At 69.8% G+C, this 14,901-nt stretch carries 17 protein-coding genes; 6 read left to right on the plus strand and 11 right to left on the minus strand.

Translation table 11 applies throughout. The features are described 5' to 3' along the window. Positions 1–176: 176 nt before the first annotated feature. From eno to ACWD5Q_RS06470, 5 genes are all read left to right on the plus strand, one after another. Positions 177–1,463 carry a phosphopyruvate hydratase gene (gene eno / locus ACWD5Q_RS06450; protein ID WP_451425884.1) on the plus strand — a complete coding sequence of 429 codons (1,287 nt, stop codon included), beginning with the start codon at positions 177–179 and terminating at the stop codon, positions 1,461–1,463. Between the two features lie 100 nt (positions 1,464–1,563). After that, entirely contained in the window at positions 1,564–2,040 is a 477-nt protein-coding gene (locus tag ACWD5Q_RS06455; RefSeq protein ID WP_451425885.1) for an FtsB family cell division protein, read from the plus strand. Positions 2,041–2,124: 84 nt separating this feature from the next. Then, complete coding sequence (locus ACWD5Q_RS06460; RefSeq protein WP_451425886.1) at positions 2,125–2,805, plus strand: DUF501 domain-containing protein; 681 nt, start codon at positions 2,125–2,127, stop codon at positions 2,803–2,805. Continuing rightward, complete coding sequence (locus ACWD5Q_RS06465) at positions 2,802–3,770, plus strand: Ppx/GppA phosphatase family protein (RefSeq protein ID WP_451425887.1); 969 nt, start codon at positions 2,802–2,804, stop codon at positions 3,768–3,770. The genes ACWD5Q_RS06460 and ACWD5Q_RS06465 overlap by 4 nt, the downstream gene beginning before the upstream one ends. Positions 3,771–3,965: 195 nt before the next feature. Further along, positions 3,966–4,193 carry a helix-turn-helix domain-containing protein gene (locus ACWD5Q_RS06470; RefSeq protein ID WP_451425888.1) on the plus strand — a complete coding sequence of 76 codons (228 nt, stop codon included), beginning with the start codon at positions 3,966–3,968 and terminating at the stop codon, positions 4,191–4,193. Between the two features lie 68 nt (positions 4,194–4,261). Here the strand turns inward: ACWD5Q_RS06470 and ACWD5Q_RS06475 are convergent, their stop codons facing one another. Together ACWD5Q_RS06475 and ACWD5Q_RS06480 are read right to left on the minus strand one after the other, a co-directional pair. Then, positions 4,262–4,462, minus strand: coding sequence for a DUF397 domain-containing protein (locus tag ACWD5Q_RS06475; protein ID WP_451425889.1), 201 nt, complete (start codon positions 4,460–4,462; stop codon positions 4,262–4,264). Positions 4,463–4,739: 277 nt separating this feature from the next. Next, positions 4,740–4,946: a hypothetical protein gene (locus ACWD5Q_RS06480; RefSeq protein ID WP_451425890.1), complete on the minus strand. Its 207-nt coding sequence runs from the start codon at positions 4,944–4,946 to the stop codon at positions 4,740–4,742. Between the two features lie 151 nt (positions 4,947–5,097). On the opposite strand from ACWD5Q_RS06480, the gene ACWD5Q_RS06485 reads away from it, so the two are divergent. Next, positions 5,098–5,295, plus strand: coding sequence for a GntR family transcriptional regulator (locus tag ACWD5Q_RS06485; protein WP_451425891.1), 198 nt, complete (start codon positions 5,098–5,100; stop codon positions 5,293–5,295). Positions 5,296–5,403: 108 nt separating this feature from the next. On the opposite strand, the gene ACWD5Q_RS06490 is transcribed toward ACWD5Q_RS06485, so the two are convergent. The 9 genes from ACWD5Q_RS06490 to ACWD5Q_RS06530 all read right to left on the minus strand — a co-directional run bounded on the left by ACWD5Q_RS06490 (position 5,404) and on the right by ACWD5Q_RS06530 (position 14,895). After that, positions 5,404–5,694 carry a hypothetical protein gene (locus tag ACWD5Q_RS06490; protein WP_451425892.1) on the minus strand — a complete coding sequence of 97 codons (291 nt, stop codon included), beginning with the start codon at positions 5,692–5,694 and terminating at the stop codon, positions 5,404–5,406. After that, entirely contained in the window at positions 5,691–5,918 is a 228-nt protein-coding gene (locus ACWD5Q_RS06495) for a hypothetical protein (RefSeq protein ID WP_451425893.1), read from the minus strand. Before ACWD5Q_RS06495 ends, ACWD5Q_RS06490 begins: the two co-directional genes overlap by 4 nt. Positions 5,919–5,930: 12 nt before the next feature. After that, complete coding sequence (locus tag ACWD5Q_RS06500) at positions 5,931–6,791, minus strand: peptidoglycan-binding protein (RefSeq protein WP_451425894.1); 861 nt, start codon at positions 6,789–6,791, stop codon at positions 5,931–5,933. A gap of 2 nt (positions 6,792–6,793) precedes the next feature. Then, a complete protein-coding gene (locus ACWD5Q_RS06505) occupies positions 6,794–7,660 on the minus strand; it encodes a hypothetical protein (RefSeq protein WP_451425895.1) in 867 nt (288 codons plus the stop codon). Positions 7,661–7,729: 69 nt separating this feature from the next. Further along, positions 7,730–8,227, minus strand: coding sequence for a hypothetical protein (locus ACWD5Q_RS06510; RefSeq protein ID WP_451425896.1), 498 nt, complete (start codon positions 8,225–8,227; stop codon positions 7,730–7,732). Between the two features lie 2 nt (positions 8,228–8,229). Continuing rightward, entirely contained in the window at positions 8,230–8,664 is a 435-nt protein-coding gene (locus tag ACWD5Q_RS06515; RefSeq protein ID WP_451425897.1) for a hypothetical protein, read from the minus strand. Positions 8,665–8,673: 9 nt separating this feature from the next. After that, entirely contained in the window at positions 8,674–11,118 is a 2,445-nt protein-coding gene (locus tag ACWD5Q_RS06520) for a hypothetical protein (RefSeq protein ID WP_451425898.1), read from the minus strand. Further along, the gene (locus ACWD5Q_RS06525; protein WP_451425899.1) at positions 11,118–14,309 is read right to left on the minus strand and encodes a hypothetical protein; all 3,192 of its coding nucleotides are present in this window, start codon (positions 14,307–14,309) and stop codon (positions 11,118–11,120) included. The genes ACWD5Q_RS06520 and ACWD5Q_RS06525 overlap by 1 nt, the downstream gene beginning before the upstream one ends. Before the next feature lie 130 nt (positions 14,310–14,439). After that, positions 14,440–14,895 carry a hypothetical protein gene (locus tag ACWD5Q_RS06530; RefSeq protein WP_451425900.1) on the minus strand — a complete coding sequence of 152 codons (456 nt, stop codon included), beginning with the start codon at positions 14,893–14,895 and terminating at the stop codon, positions 14,440–14,442. Between the last annotated feature and the right edge of the window lie 6 nt (positions 14,896–14,901).

The following is a 14,901-nucleotide window of genomic DNA, read 5'->3' on the forward strand; positions in this document are numbered from 1 at the left end:
GGCTCTTTGCTTTTGCGTCCCCTCTTCGCCACCTCGCCTTTGTTCCGTTGTGGAACAATGCGGACCGTCATCCTCTCCACGGGACGGTCGGTCGGCTGGCCGATGCCCCGGGGCGGTTAGGCTCTAGTCGCTGGGCACACCAGCCCCGCACTTCCCGTGTCACATCCAAGAAGGAGATGCTCGTGCCGTCCATCGACGTCGTCGTAGCCCGGGAAATCCTGGACTCCCGAGGCAATCCCACGGTCGAGGTCGAGGTCGGCCTCGACGACGGCAGCACGGGTCGTGCCGCCGTTCCGTCCGGCGCCTCCACCGGCGCCTTCGAGGCCATCGAGCTCCGTGACGGCGACCCCAACCGCTACCAGGGCAAGGGTGTCGAGAAGGCCGTCCTCGCGGTCATCGAGCAGATCGGCCCGGAGCTGGTCGGCTACGACGCCACCGAGCAGCGCCTGATCGACCAGGCGATGTTCGACCTGGACGCCACCGACAACAAGGGCTCCCTCGGCGCCAACGCCATCCTCGGCGTCTCCCTCGCCGTGGCCCACGCCGCCTCCGAGGCCAGCGACCTCCCGCTCTTCCGCTACCTGGGCGGCCCGAACGCGCACCTGCTGCCGGTGCCGATGATGAACATCCTGAACGGCGGCTCGCACGCCGACTCCAACGTGGACATCCAGGAGTTCATGATCGCCCCGATCGGCGCGGAGTCCTTCTCCGAGGCGCTGCGCTGGGGCACCGAGGTCTACCACACCCTCAAGAGGGTGCTGAAGAGCAAGGGCCTGTCCACCGGCCTCGGCGACGAGGGCGGCTTCGCCCCGAACCTCGGCTCCAACCGTGAGGCCCTCGACCTGATCCTCGAGGCCATCAAGGAAGCCGGCTACGCCCCCGGCACGCAGATCGCCCTCGCCCTCGACGTCGCTGCCTCCGAGTTCTACAAGGAGGGCAAGTACGTCTTCGAGGGCGAGGAGCGCTCCGCCGCCGAGATGACGAAGTACTACGAGGAGCTGGTCGCGGCCTACCCCCTCGTCTCCATCGAGGACCCGCTGTTCGAGGACGACTGGGCCGGCTGGAAGGTCATCACCGACAAGCTCGGTGACAAGGTCCAGCTGGTCGGCGACGACCTGTTCGTCACCAACCCCGAGCGCCTCGCCCGCGGTATCGAGGAGGGCGCGGCCAACGCCCTGCTGGTCAAGGTCAACCAGATCGGCTCGCTGACCGAGACCCTCGACGCCGTCGAGCTGGCCCAGCGCAACGGCTTCAAGTGCATGATGTCCCACCGCTCCGGCGAGACCGAGGACGTCACCATCGCCGACCTGGCCGTCGCCACCAACTGCGGCCAGATCAAGACCGGTGCCCCGGCCCGCTCCGAGCGCGTCGCCAAGTACAACCAGCTGCTGCGCATCGAGGAGATCCTCGACGACGCCGCGGTGTACGCCGGCCGCAGCGCGTTCCCGCGCTTCAAGGGCTGAGCACGCAGGGCAACGCCTTAGCCAGTCGTCCGTACGTCCCCGTACGCGGTCCCGTACCGTGTGCGGGGACGTACGCACGTGTGAAGGGGAGGCGGAAGACATGGCCGTGAAGGACCGTGACCGGTTCTCCACCGCGACCAGGCTGCGGCTGCTCGGAGAGCAGACGGCGGCCCGGGTCTACCGCTCCCAGACCAGACGGCAGGCCCGCCGTTCCCGGCTGACCGGCCGGGCCGCCCTGCTCGCCCTCGTGCTGTGCTCGCTGATCGTGGCGCTCGCGTACCCGATACGGCAGTACGTCTCCCAGCGTGCCCAGATCGCCGATCTGGAGCGGCAGCGGCAGGAGGCCCGCAACCGGGTCGAGCAACTGCGCGACCTCAAGGCGCGCTGGCAGGACGACGCGTACGCGGAGCAGCAGATCCGGCAGCGGCTGCATTATGTGATGCCGGGCGAGACCGGGTACATCGTGGTCGACCCGGACCCGGCCAGGCAGTCCCGCGTGCACCGGACGGCCCTCGCGCGCCCCTGGTACACGGGCGTCTGGGACGGGGTGGACAAGGCCGACGCGTCCGAGCAGTGAACCCGACAGAGCCGACAGAGCCCGACCGTGCCTGACAGAGGCGCACCGGAGCCCGACAGCGACACAAGAGAGACTTCGTACCGCATGGAAACGCCCCCGCCGCCCACCCCGCGCACCGAGCCCACGGACGCGGATGTCGAGGCCATCCAGCAGCAGCTCGGCCGCGCGCCGCGCGGGCTGCGCGCCATCGCGCACCGCTGCCCGTGCCGGCAGCCGGACGTCGTGGAGACGGCGCCGCGGCTCCCCGACGGGACCCCCTTCCCGACGACGTACTACCTGACGTGCCCGCGCGCCGCCTCCGCGATCGGCACGCTGGAGGCGGGCGGCGTCATGAAGGAGATGACGGAGCGTCTGGCGGCCGACCCGGAGCTGGCCGCCGCCTATCGCGCCGCGCACGAGGACTACATCGCCCGCCGCGACGCCATCGAGGTCCTGGCGGGCTTCCCGAGCGCGGGCGGGATGCCGGACCGGGTGAAGTGCCTGCATGTGCTCGTGGCGCACTCGCTGGCCGCCGGTCCGGGCGTCAACCCGCTCGGCGACGAGGCGCTCGCGATGCTGCCGGAGTGGTGGCGCAAGGGGTCGTGTGTGACGCCCGCGGGGCCGCCGCCCGACGACGAGTGGGAGGTGGAGACGACGGACACCGGCTGGTTCGCCGTCCAGCCCGTTCATCTCCCCGCCTCCGGGGAGAGCCAGGCCGGGGAGAGTCGGACCGGAGAGAAGCGGCCCGCGGGAGACGGGTCCGGGGAGAAGGAGAAGGGCAAGTGACACGCGTCGCCGCCGTCGACTGCGGTACGAACTCCATCCGGCTGCTGGTGGCGGACGCCGACCCCGCCACCGGTGAACTCGTCGAGCTGGACCGGCGGATGACCATCGTCCGGCTCGGGCAGGGCGTGGACCGGACCGGGCGCCTCGCCCCGGAGGCGCTCGCGCGCACGTTCGCCGCCTGTCGGGAGTACGCGGAGATCATCAAGGGGTACGGCGCCGAGCGGCTGCGTTTCGTCGCCACGTCCGCCACCCGGGACGCCGAGAACCGGGAGGAGTTCGTCCGCGGGGTCCTGGACATCCTCGGCGTCGAGCCCGAGGTCATCTCCGGGGACCAGGAGGCGGAGTTCTCCTTCATGGGCGCGACCAAGGAGCTGACGGGCCGGGAGGACCTCGCCAGGCCCTTTCTGGTCGTGGACATCGGCGGCGGCTCCACGGAGTTCGTCGTCGGCGACGACCTGGTGCGCGGTGCCCGGTCCGTGGACGTCGGCTGCGTGCGCATGACGGAGCGTCACCTCGTGCACCACGGTGTCGTCAGCGACCCGCCGACCGAGGAGCAGATCGCCGCCATACGGTCCGACGTCGAGGCCGCGCTGGACCAGGCGGAGCGGACCGTGCCGCTGCGCGAGGCGCACACGCTGGTCGGCCTCGCGGGCTCGGTGACCACCGTCGCGGCGATCGCCCAGAACCTCCCCGAGTACGACTCCGAGAAGATCCACCACTCCCGCATCTCCCTGGACCGCGTCCGTGAGATCACCGAGTGGCTCCTCGCGTCCACGCACGCCGAGCGGGCGGCGATCCCCTCCATGCATCCGGGACGCGTGGACGTCATCGGCGCGGGCGCCCTCGTCCTGCTCGCGATCATGGAGCGGATAGGGGCCGCCGAGGTCGTGGTCAGCGAGCACGACATCCTCGACGGCATCGCCTACAAACTGGCAGAGGGTACGACCTGCAGAAACGCGCGCTGACACGACATGGGGCCCCAGACGGTACGCCGTCTGGGGCCCTGCCGTTTCCGCGCCGGGATGTCTACGCACCGCTGTGCGGCCCCGATGCGGAACGTGCGCCACCGTATCCGGCCCGTAAACGTAACTGCAATAGGCAAGGGAATTCGGCAACTTTCTGCCGTGACAGGATGATCATGGGGCCGTGAGCGTAGACGGGTGCTCAATCCTCCGCCCGGCCTCACCGAGTGGCGGCGCCTACTCGCCGACCGCATCCGTGAGGCCCGCATTGGGCGGGGTCTCTCCCAAGAGCAGCTCGCGCACGCTGCCGGGCTTGCCCCCCGCACTGTCGGCGCGGTCGAGTCCGGCCGTGTCGGCACCAGCACGGACAGTCTGTATGCCATCGCCTGGGCCCTTGACGTACCCCTCGCTGACCTCGTGCGCTGACCGGCGCCCGCACATGGAACGGCCCCTGCCAGGGTTCCCGGCAGGGGCCGCGGTACGTGGCGCGTGGGTCAGTTGTCGAACTCGCCGTCCTTCACTCCCGCGATGAACGCGTCCCACTCGGCGCGGTTGTAGAACTGGGTTCCGCCGTCGCGGTCCTTGGTGTCGCGGACGGCTCGTCCGCCGTCGGGCAGCTTGGCGACCTCGACGCAGGCCCCGTTGCCGTTGGTGTAGGAGGACGTGGCCCAAACGAGATCGTCGGCGTTGTGCATGGTCGTGCCTTTCGGTTGGTGGTTCCTTGAACTACCGGCACGTCAGCGCGCGCCGGGGGTCTTCAGCGGTGGCGGCAGCGGGGGCATGCGCAGGGCGGCCATGTGGACGTCATAAGCGGCTCGCCGCCGCGGACGTCCCTGCGGGGCCCCCAGGTGCGGCCGCTGTCGCGGGATACCCGCAGCGTCATCAGCGCCATGGGCTCCGGCTGGGGCAGTGTCTCCGGCCGGGGCAGGAACTCGGACCTCGGAGCGGGCGGTCGTTCCGCCTCGGTGGCGCTCACGACTGGCCCTCATGGGGGTGCCGGCTGATCTCCACGCTGTAGTCGCTGGCCAGTGAGTAGTCGCCAGCCTTCATGGCCGCGGCGCGCTGCCGGTCGAGGGCGGCGCAGATGTCACAGCCGGGCACGGGCTCGGGCGGCGGGGTGGGTTCTGGGAGGTGGACAGGGGGGCTCATGGTGGTCTGGCGGCGCGTACCCTCTGTCATGTCGTCGCTCCTTCGTAGCGTCGGCCATGCCCCCGGGCCGTTAGCGCGGTCGCGGGGGTCTTCTCATGCTGACGGTACGCCTACTTGTTAGGTGTTGTCAGGTGACGTCACCTGACGAGAAGCATTGTCGTATGGCCCCTACGGTCGATATATGACGTTGGATCTCGACGGGCCTGAACCTCTGTACGAGCAGATCGCCGCGATCCTCGCTGCCCGCATCACCGACGGCACGTATCCGCCTCGGCGCCGGGTGCCCTCCGAGGCTGGCATTTGTGACGAGTTCGATGTCTCCCGCCCGACCGCCCGACCGCCCGGGCGGCCGTGCAGCTGCTCGTCGAGCGAGGCCTGATCGTCACGGTGCGGGGCAAAGGCAGCTTTGTGGTGGACTCGCCACCCCGGGCATGACGAAACGCCCCCTGCACGGCCCGCGTTGGGCCGTGCAGGGGGCGTTCGTAGTTCAGCGCTGGAAAAGGGCAGCTACGCCGGCGGCCGCGCCCGCCATACCGCTGATGGCACCTATGGCGCCGAGGGGCCACCGCCGGGTCTTCAACGCTTCGACCTCGACGCGGAGGCTGGCGACGTCCTTTTCTACGTCGGTCCGCAGCTGTTTCACGTCCTCGTCCGTGCGGGCCGTCCGTTCGACCAGGACGGCCAGCGATCCCTTGATCTCGGTCAGACCCGTGCGGATCTCCCCCCTGAGCTCGGCCAGCTCGACCGCGACGGCGGCAGTGGACTCCGGCGCCGTCACTGGCGGCTCGCAGGGACGTCTGCGCGCAGCCAGCTCGGCAGCAGCGCCTGGACGCCGGGCAGCGCCATCACCCGGGCGAGGCCGCCGGCGACCGCGAGGGCGCCCGCGACCCACGGCAGCGCCTGCGGGACGCCGGAGGCGTCGACGATCTCGGGCAGCGTCACCGCGATGCCGACCGTCGTCTGCAGGACGGTGCGGGCGGTGCGCTTCGTCGAGTCCTTCATGGATCGTTCCTCTCAGACGTTGGGGACGTGGAGCGCGGTCCACGAGGTCGGGCCGGGGATGCCGTCGGCGGCCGAGCCGCTGTAGCCGAGCTTGCGCTGCCAGGCGGCGTACGACCGCTCATCGCCAGGCCCCCACACGTCCGCGTCGGCCGAGCTGCGGTAGAGATTGCAGCCGACCGCGACCAGCCGGGCGTGCATGGCCCGGATGATCGGCGACTTGCGGCCCGCGACGAAGAAGCCAGCGCCGGGGAACGGCTCGTAGGTCGGCGGCTGCGGCGGCTTCACCGGCGTGGTGAACGACGGCCAGCTGCCCGGGTCAACGTGGTCGTTCTCCGGCACCTGGCTGTGCGCGTACCAGCCGCCGGCGGTCTCCCAGACGTGCTCGGAGCGGTGTGGGGTGAAGTCGGTGGGGTGGCCCATCGGCCACGCGTCGGGTATGCCGAGGGAGCGGGTCCAGGCGTTGATGTCCGTCCAGCCCTTGCAGGGGGTGTCCGCGAGGGTGGCGTAGGTCTTGCCGTTGTAGCGGGTGTAGGGGAAGAACACCCCTTCGATCTGGATCACGTACTTCCCGGCCCTGTTGGTCCGGGTTCCGCCCGCCAGGTCCACCACGCTCTTGCTGCGGGAGTCGGCCGGGTACAGCTGCGCGATCTGCCCAGTGAACGGGTCCCAGACCAGGTGCGGCGCCATCTGGACGCCGGAGCCGGTGAAGTAGTCGACCAGCGTCTCGAAGCTGATGTGGTCGATGGGCTTGGCCGGGGTGGCGTTCTTGTCCCAGGTGATGTGCGCGATGGCGCGGGCCGGGTACTGGCTGTCGGTGGGTGCGTGGTCGCCGACGTCGTGTCTGACAGCGCCGGGCATCCAGAGGTCGACCATGGTCACAGTCCCTTCGCGGTGAGCCAGGCGTGGGCGGCGAGCGCCATCGCCATGTCGGGATCCGCCGGCGTAGGCGTCGGGGTGGGGGTCGGCTGCGGCGCGGGCGGCGCGTCGGGGAAGGGGTTCGCCTGGCCGGTCATCGCCTGGAAGTCAGCGCCCAGGGCATGCAGATCGAGGCCGGTCGGGGTGACGCCGGCGGCGTTGGCCCACTCGCGGGTGATGACGATCCAGCCCTCGGAGGCGTACCGGTTGAAGAAGCGGCGGGTCATGCGCTGCAGGCGGGCCCAGGTGACGCCGTCCAGGCCGTCCTTGTCGTAGGCCACAACCGGGACGCAGTGCCCGCCGAGGATGCGGGAGCCGCGGACGACGTCCCACACCTCGTCGCCGTTGAACTGGTCTTCGGCACTCTTGGGCAGGGAGAACCCGCCGAGGACCGCGCCGAACAGATCGACGGCGAGAGCGAGCTCGTCGGCGTTGGTGATGTCGACCTCGGCGAACGCGAGGATCTCGTGCCCGGCGAACCCGTTCTTCAGCCAGTGCTCGAGCATCTCCTGCAGGACCACGCCGACGTCCGTGCCCGGCCGGCCGGGCACGTACCCGGAGACCTCGGAGTAGAAGGAGACGACGTCCGCTTCGGAGACCTCGACGGTCTGGCCGCGGCCGTAGGTGGTGACGGTCTCGATGATGTGGGCGCCGCCGGCCGGGCCGCAGTCGCCGATCTGGTCGTTCCCGTACATGGGCCAGTCGGGGACGCGGCTGGCCCAGTCCGCGGTGGCGGGCGGGGCGGGCAGGGCGCCGGTGAGGTAGTCGCCCAGCTTCAGGCGCGGCTTGGCCTTGACGGGCGGCAGCAGGCCGGGGCGGAAGGTCACGGTCAATGTGGCTCCAGGGCATGAAGAAAGCCCCGGCCGGAGGCGCGGGGCGAGCAGGAACGGCAGGGATCAGGTGGCGGATTCGTACATGAGCGTGATGCGGATCTGAGCGCCGGAGGCGAGCGTCTCGGGGACAGCGGGCGTCATCCACGACAGCGTGGAGTTGGTGCTGCTGGTGCTCATGAACACGCTGGTGGTGGTGGCTCCGGTGCCGATGACGGCGTGGCCGGCCCACCGGCTGCTTCCCAGGACTTCCGCGTTGCCGATCATGAACACGTTGTTGTTGGCGGCGGCGAACGGCAGGCTGAACGAGTAGTTCCCGCTACCGAAGGTGGTGGTGCTGCCCGCGGTGACGTTGATGTGGCAGTACACCGTGCGGCCGACCTTCATGTACCGGCCGGTGATGGTGCCGTTCCCGATGACGGGGTTGGTGGTCGAGGCGGTCCAGGCCGGGGTGTAGACGGTCCAGGCGCCGAAGAAGCTGTTCAGTTGGTCCCGGATCTCCTGGTTCATGATCGCCGCGCTGACGACTTCGCCGACGACCCAGGTACGTGGTGCGAAGGTCACGCCTACACCTCGTTCAGCGGGCCGGGATCCGGCAGCGGGTCGGGGACCAGGTAGGGGTTGGTCGGGTCATCGGGGTTCCACCAGTTCCGCAGGACCGGTGTCTCGGCGGCGAGGCTGTCCTCCACCGCGGCGACGTCCGCAGGGAAGACGATCGCGCACCAGCCCCAGCCGCACTCGGTGCACGCGTACCGGGGATCGGCGGGGGAGACGACCTGTGCGGACCCGCACGAGGAGCAGTCGGCGAGCCACCGGTTCTGGTTGACGCGGGCGTAGTACGACTCGTCGACGGGGTCCGCCGGCGGGATGACGCGGCGGCCCACCCGGGCTTCGTACCAGCTGAAGACCCGTTCGGCGGGCGGCACGTCGTCCCAGGCGTGGGGGTCCGTGCCGGGTGGGGGCAGGTAGAACGTCTCGGCGCGCACGACGGCGATGGGCATGCGGGATCCCTAGTAGGCGAGGCGGGTGGTGGAGTCGAGGACGGAGTAGACGGGGTCGTCCATGACCCACACCGAGTCGGTGACCGAGGCGCTGGTGTGGAACTGGATGACGTGGCTGCGTTCTTTGATCGTCTCGGTGTAGCCCTCGACCGTGACGCGCATCGAGGACACGGGCGCCTGCGAGGGCAGGCTGGTGACGGTGAAGTACGAGCTGATATCGGCGTCGAGGATGGCCTGGTAGGTGGCCATCGTGTACGCCTCGATCGCCACCTCGCGCAGCTCCGGGCCCGGGTCGGCGTACCGGGACACCAGCCAGTACGCCGCGTCCAGGACGCTGTTGTCGGACGTCTTGAGGATGTCGAGGGTCTGTGGGTACGGGCCGTATGCGAGGACCGATTGGGGCGCGGTGACCGTCTGGGTGGCGCCTCCCGGCCGGGACGCGTCGACCGTGTTGACCATCTTCTGATCGTCATCGGCAAAGCTGGTGCCGGGCTCCAGGTCCGCGTAGGCGATCTGGAACGCTTCGGCGGCCGCGGTCGGGTTGTAGCGCACGTCCCGGGACTGGTAGGTCAGGTTGAACTGGTCGCGGGCGGCGAACAGCTTCCCGGACTCGGTGGATTCCACCTCCCGCATCCGTGCCACGACTTGCGTGCCGCCCGGGCCCTGCGACGCGATCGGGTCGAAGGTGCTGCCCACGATGGTCACGTCGACCAGGCCCACGTAGTCGGCCAACCGGGAGATCCGTGTGTCCGCGGTGTCGCCCGCATAGCCGTTGGTGCCTGCGCTGTAGTGCTGGGCCAGGGCGGAGCCGATGGCGGCACTCGCCCCGAACACGGCGACATGGGCAAGGGAGCCGTTCCACAGGCGGGTGCCGCGATAGCCGCCGATGTTCAGGACCCGCTGGTCGGCTCCGAAGGTGACGGAGACGGCGGGGTCCTTGTTGACGCCGTCGACCCACACGACGTTCAGGCGCTGGTCGTAGACGACGTGGTGCCAGTTGCCGTCCGCCAGTCCGCTCGTGCCGCTGACGGTGTATACGGTCAGTGCGCTCGCCCCGGTGACGGTCCATTCGATCTGCAGGGCGCCGGTGGCCGACAGGGACATCACGTGCACGTACTGCAGGTCGGGCGAGTACAGGCCGAAGATGGCCCGGCCGGTCGTTGTGGTCTGGAACCACGCCTCGAACGCGGGGCGGTTGGTGGTGAGCTGCGCTTGGGCGGCCACGCCCAGGTCGGCCGCCAGGTATTTTCCGGCGGTCGCGGTGGACGGGGTGAGGACGGGGGTGCTGTCGCCGGTGGCGGCCGGGCCCGTGCCGGCGCCCATGGTGAGGGTGCCGCCGGACCCGGCCTGCGTGATAGCCATCGAGGGCAGGCCGTTGCCGGACAGGTCGCCGGCGCTGGTGGAGTCGGAGGGTTCCGTGAGCGGGTAGTACGCCACCGGCACGAGATTGATGATCTCTTCCGTCACCATCGACCGCAGGGCCGGCAGCCGGTTGAGCCGCTTGAACAGATCCGTACAGGACACGGTGACCTTGCTGTTGAGGCCCTCCCAGTCCACCGGCCATTCGTTGACCATGCCGTAGAGGCGGGGTTTCACGGTGGCGCCGACCAGGTCCCACTCGATGTAGTCACTGGTCCCGCCGGTGCGGGTGGTGGGGAACTCGACGGCATGCGTCTGCGAGGTGACCCAGCTGGGGGTGGCCAGCGTGCGGCGCACCACCCAGGTGTAGCCGTCCGGGGACGTCTCCCAGTAGACGGTGCCCGATGCCTCCCGCACCCGCAGCCACGCGTGATCGATGGCCGAGTATGTGAGGTTGGTGGGGCTCCCGTCGGAGAACCCGGTCTGTGACATGGCGGCGATGACGCCGGCCAGCGCGTCGAACCGCCACCCGATGCGGGTCCCGCTCGTGGTGGAGTTGACCCACATCGAGGCGGCCGCGTTGGTGGAGGTGCCCGCCGCGGGGACCGTGGCCAGTTTGGCGGTGAGCTTGCTGCCGACCAGGGTCCACGTCCGCGCAGACAGAACGCTTGCGTCGGCGGCCGTGCTGACGGGGATCCGGAGCCGGCCGCCGGTCTCCGTCGGGCCGCCGGCCAGGGTTGGCCACAGCGTGCTGTTGATCCGCCCGTCGTCGAAGTCGTCGCCGAGCATGGCGAGCGGGTAGGGCGCCGATCCGGTTGTGGTCGGGATGATGGCGACCGAGATCCGGATCGGCGCGTTGCGCCTCACCCACGGGGAGTACGGGCTCGCCGCGTTGCCCGGCGTGAAGCGGCCGTCGGCGTTGTCCAGGGTCAGGGTGGCCGTGCCGGGCTGCGTCTCGGACAGCTCGTCCGAGGCGCCCCGGGTCACCGTGATGCCCCTCGTGATGCCATCGACGTACTGGCTGACGTCGGTCCAGGTGATGGTGTCCGGGGCCTGCACGAGGCCGCCCCAGCCCATCTCGACCAGCAGAGCCACTACGCCACCCCCAAGGTCACGTTGAGACCGTGCACGCGCTTCAGCTCCAGGAGCGTTCGCCGGATCTCCCGGCCGACCGCGACCGGGTCCATGGCTCCGTGCACGTCGATCTGCACGAATGTGCCGCCACCCGCGCCCGCTACGGCGGGCCGGCCGACGGTCGAGGGCCGGCCGACCACTCCGGTCACCCGCCCGGCGACGGCCTGCATGGCGCTGTCGATGTGCGGCAGGCCCTGGAGGACGCCGACGGCGATACCGCGTGCGGTGTTGATGCCGTCGGGGATCAGCTTCCGTGCGGGCGACTTGATGCCGAGGGCCTTGCGGAGGGCGTTCTGCATGCCCTTGGCGATCTTCTCCATGAGCTTCTCGAGGTCCTTCTGCTGGCTCTCCAGGCCCTTGAGGAAGCCCTTGCTGGCGTTCTTGCCCGAGTCGTACAGGCGGTCCGCTCCGACGCGGCCGAGGCTGGTGGTGGCCGTGTCGAGCTGGGACTGCAGCGAGTTGATGGACTTGAACGTGCCCTTGTCCGCGCCGACGAGGGCGGAGGCGTAGGCGTAGCCGTCGTCGGGGCCCATGTTGAGGATCTGCCGCAGCAGTCCCTTGTTGAGGCCCTTCTTGGCGAGGATGTCGATGTACCGCGTGAACTGCTTGATCTTCGCCAGCTTCGAGGCGAGTCCGGCTTTGATGCCGCCGGCCGTGACCTCCTCGGCGGACATGCCCAGGTTCCCCAGGCTCGCGCTGTCGCGGGCGGTCTTGGTCGTGTCGGAGGCGAACTGCTTCGCCTCGGCGATCTTCGCCGCGATCGCGTCCCGCTTCGAGGCGGCGTTCAGCAGCCTCTTCGTCTGCTGGTCGACCATCTTGAGCAGCCCGGACTCCTTGCGCCCGGAGAACGCGGTCTTGATGTCCTTGGCCAGGCCGGCGGCCGTGGACTTGATCTTGTCGCGGGTGCCGGTCAGGCCGACGATGAGGCCCTTGCCGATGTCCGCTGCCAGCGCCTTCGTCTTCTTGGACGGAGACGCGATCTGCATCTCGTCCTTGATGCCGGCCGTGACCCCGGCAGCCATCTGCCGGGCGGCGCCCGTGACAAGAGCGAGCGAGCCCACCAGGCCCGCAGCGAGACCCTGCCCGGCCGCCATCCCCGCGCCGCCTGCCCTGCTGCTGTACGTGCCCGCGTTGATGGCATCGAGGAACCCGGTGCCGTACTTCGCGACGGACGAGGCACGCACCACGTACTCGCCGTTGGAGATCAGCGCGGGGATGCTGTCCGAGGTGCCCGTGCCCGGGCCCCGCACGAGCCCTGGCATGCCGCCGCCGGCGTAGCCATGGACAATGCCGCCGTGGGCCCGCCTACGCAACAGGGGAGGGACGTTGTCTCCGGACTGGACCTTCTTGTAGTACTCGGTGGTGTAGACGCCGATCCCGACCGTCTTGCCCTTGACCGAGGCGATCGCGGCCTTCGCTGCGCGGATCTTCGCCTCAAGGTCGGCGATCGTTGCCTTCAGCGCGGCCTGCTTCGACGGCGGGACCGTCTTCAGCTTCGCTTTGGCCGCCTCGATCTGGCTCGTCCAGTTGTTGATGTCCAGCTTCAACTTGCCTGCCGCCAGCCGCGTCTGAGTGCTGGCCGCGAAGGATTCTGCCTTGCGCTGGGCCCTGTCGAGGCCGTTGAGGTAGCCGTCCCGGAACTGGTTGAAAGACTTCTCAGCACCTTTCAGCTTGTCGCCGATGCCAGGGACCCAGCCGAACAGGCTGGCAGATGCGTGCACGATGGCGCCGATGCCCAGAATGATGCCGGTGGAGGCCATCTGCCAGGCCTTGATGATGGGCGGAACCGCAGACACGGCTGCCGACACCAGGTCGAGCATGATGTTGCCGAAGATCCGGGAGTACTCCATGATCCCGATCTTGTTGTCGTTCACCCACTGGTTGAGACGCTGCAGGGGGCCGGCCGTGGCGTTGATCTTGTCTGCGGCCGGGGCGAACGCGCCGATGATGGCCTGGCCGACACCAGCCATGGTGGGGCCGATGATGGCGCCCAAGTCCCGGATCGTCTTCAGCCCGAACGTCAGATCCCGGAAGACTGGACTCAACAGCTTCAGCCCACCGGCCAGGCCGTCCATGGCGCCCGCGACGACGTCACCCAGCAGCCGGAACGTCTCACCGAAGAGCGGGCCGAGAACCTTGCCCATCTCGCCCGCCAGGCGGCCCAGCGCAGGCAGGATGGTGTTGATCGACGCGAACAGGCCGTCGAGCATCTTGGCGGCGCCGCCGATGCCGGGGGTCAGCCCTTGGAACAGGCCAGGCAGCCCCTTGCTGAGCAGCCCGCCGATGCCGTCCGAGAACGCCTTCAAGGTCGGGCCGGAGGCCGCGCCGAAGTCCAGCAGGCTGCGGATGAAGGGGCCGAAAGCGGCCGTCATGTCCCGGATGAATCCGGTGCCCAGCTTCAGGTTGGTCTGCAGGGCGTCCTGGAAGCCGGAGTCCCGCAGCATCCGGGCCACGCCCTCGGCCGCGTCACCGAAGGCGCCACCGAGGTCGGTCATCGCCCGGCCGAGGATCTTCACCACGGGCCCGGCCGCCTTCACCGCTGCGGTGAAGCCGGGAAGCATCGCCTTCTGGACTTCCTTGCCGATCGGCCCGAACTGCTTCTTCAGGTCCACCAGCGCCTTGGTGAAGTCCCGGGCGGGCGGGGACAGCTTCTTGAGGGCGGCGGCGTACTCCTTCTGTCCTTTGCCCTGCGCCTCCATCGCGGTGCCCACACCGGAGAACCCGAGCTTCAGCGTTCCCGCGGCGAGCCCGGCGCCAGCCAGCATCGGCACCAGCGCGCCGAGTGCGGGCAGCAATGATGCGCCGGCGACGGCGGCGACGCCCAGCATGACGCCGCCCAGGCCTCCGCCGGAGCTGCCCATGGACGCGGCCGTGTCCGTGCTCGCATTCCCGACGTCGCCGAGACGGCGGGTGAGGTCGGGCAGGCCGTCGCCCATGAGGCGCTGCGCGTCGGCGACGGAGATGAACCGGCCCCGCAGGTCGTGCAGGCGTCCGTTGGCGTCCTGCGTGAAGCGGCGCACCGACTGCGAGTTGCCGTCCATGTCGTCGTTCAGGCGGCGGTGCAGGCGGGCGGAGGAGTCTCCGGCGTGGTTGAGGACGCGGGAGAGCTGGTCGTCGCCGTCGAGGATGAACCGCAGGCGCTGCGTGGCCATCACTCACCTCCGCGGATCTGGGCCTGGTGCTGGTCGATCCAGGCGGTGAGCAGGTCGAACTCGCCCTCGGTGAGGTCGTCGACGTCCCTGGCCGTGTAGTGCAGGTAGAGGCCGAACAGCGGCAGGTAGGTCAGGCGCCGCTCAGAGAAGCTGGGATCGGCTCCGGCTCCGCGCTGGGGGCCGGGTCTTTTGGGGCCGTCACGTCGGCGATCGCGGCCTCGCACGCCTCACGGTCCGCGGCCACGTCGCGCAGCTCGTCGAACGCCGAGGCGAGGTCCTCGGGGTTGCTGCCGTACTTCTCGAAGATCCGCTCCGCGTAGGCTCGGGTCTCCTTCGCGTCCAGGAGCCCGCGCAGCTCGTCCTCGAACGGGTCGAAGTCGGCGAACCGCAGGGCCGGTTCGGTGCGCTTCTTGACGGCCCACGCAACGACGCGCAGCGAGTTGACGTCGCCCTCGGTCATCGCCGCCTTGATAGCGGGCCACTGCCCGTCGGCGGTCCGCTCGATGATCTGGATCTCGGAGGCGCGCAGGCGGCCGGCGTCCAGACGCTGGGAGGAGGCGCCCTCGGGCGTGTACTCGATGATCACTGGTGC

This window comes from Streptomyces sp. NPDC002513, assembly GCF_053595355.1.

Excerpts from the sequence above, each read along its gene's own strand:
- eno (WP_451425884.1), top strand. The coding sequence starts at position 177 with ATGCTCGTGCCGTCCATCGACGTCGTCGTAGCCCGGGAAATCCTGGAC.
- ACWD5Q_RS06455 (WP_451425885.1), top strand. The coding sequence starts at position 1,564 with ATGGCCGTGAAGGACCGTGACCGGTTCTCCACCGCGACCAGGCTGCGG.
- ACWD5Q_RS06460 (WP_451425886.1), top strand. The coding sequence starts at position 2,125 with ATGGAAACGCCCCCGCCGCCCACCCCGCGCACCGAGCCCACGGACGCG.
- ACWD5Q_RS06475 (WP_451425889.1), bottom strand. The coding sequence starts at position 4,462 with ATGCACAACGCCGACGATCTCGTTTGGGCCACGTCCTCCTACACCAAC.
- ACWD5Q_RS06480 (WP_451425890.1), bottom strand. The coding sequence starts at position 4,946 with ATGACAGAGGGTACGCGCCGCCAGACCACCATGAGCCCCCCTGTCCAC.
- ACWD5Q_RS06485 (WP_451425891.1), top strand. The coding sequence starts at position 5,098 with ATGACGTTGGATCTCGACGGGCCTGAACCTCTGTACGAGCAGATCGCC.
- ACWD5Q_RS06495 (WP_451425893.1), bottom strand. The coding sequence starts at position 5,918 with ATGAAGGACTCGACGAAGCGCACCGCCCGCACCGTCCTGCAGACGACG.
- ACWD5Q_RS06500 (WP_451425894.1), bottom strand. The coding sequence starts at position 6,791 with ATGGTCGACCTCTGGATGCCCGGCGCTGTCAGACACGACGTCGGCGAC.
- ACWD5Q_RS06515 (WP_451425897.1), bottom strand. The coding sequence starts at position 8,664 with ATGCCCATCGCCGTCGTGCGCGCCGAGACGTTCTACCTGCCCCCACCC.
- ACWD5Q_RS06525 (WP_451425899.1), bottom strand. The coding sequence starts at position 14,309 with ATGGCCACGCAGCGCCTGCGGTTCATCCTCGACGGCGACGACCAGCTC.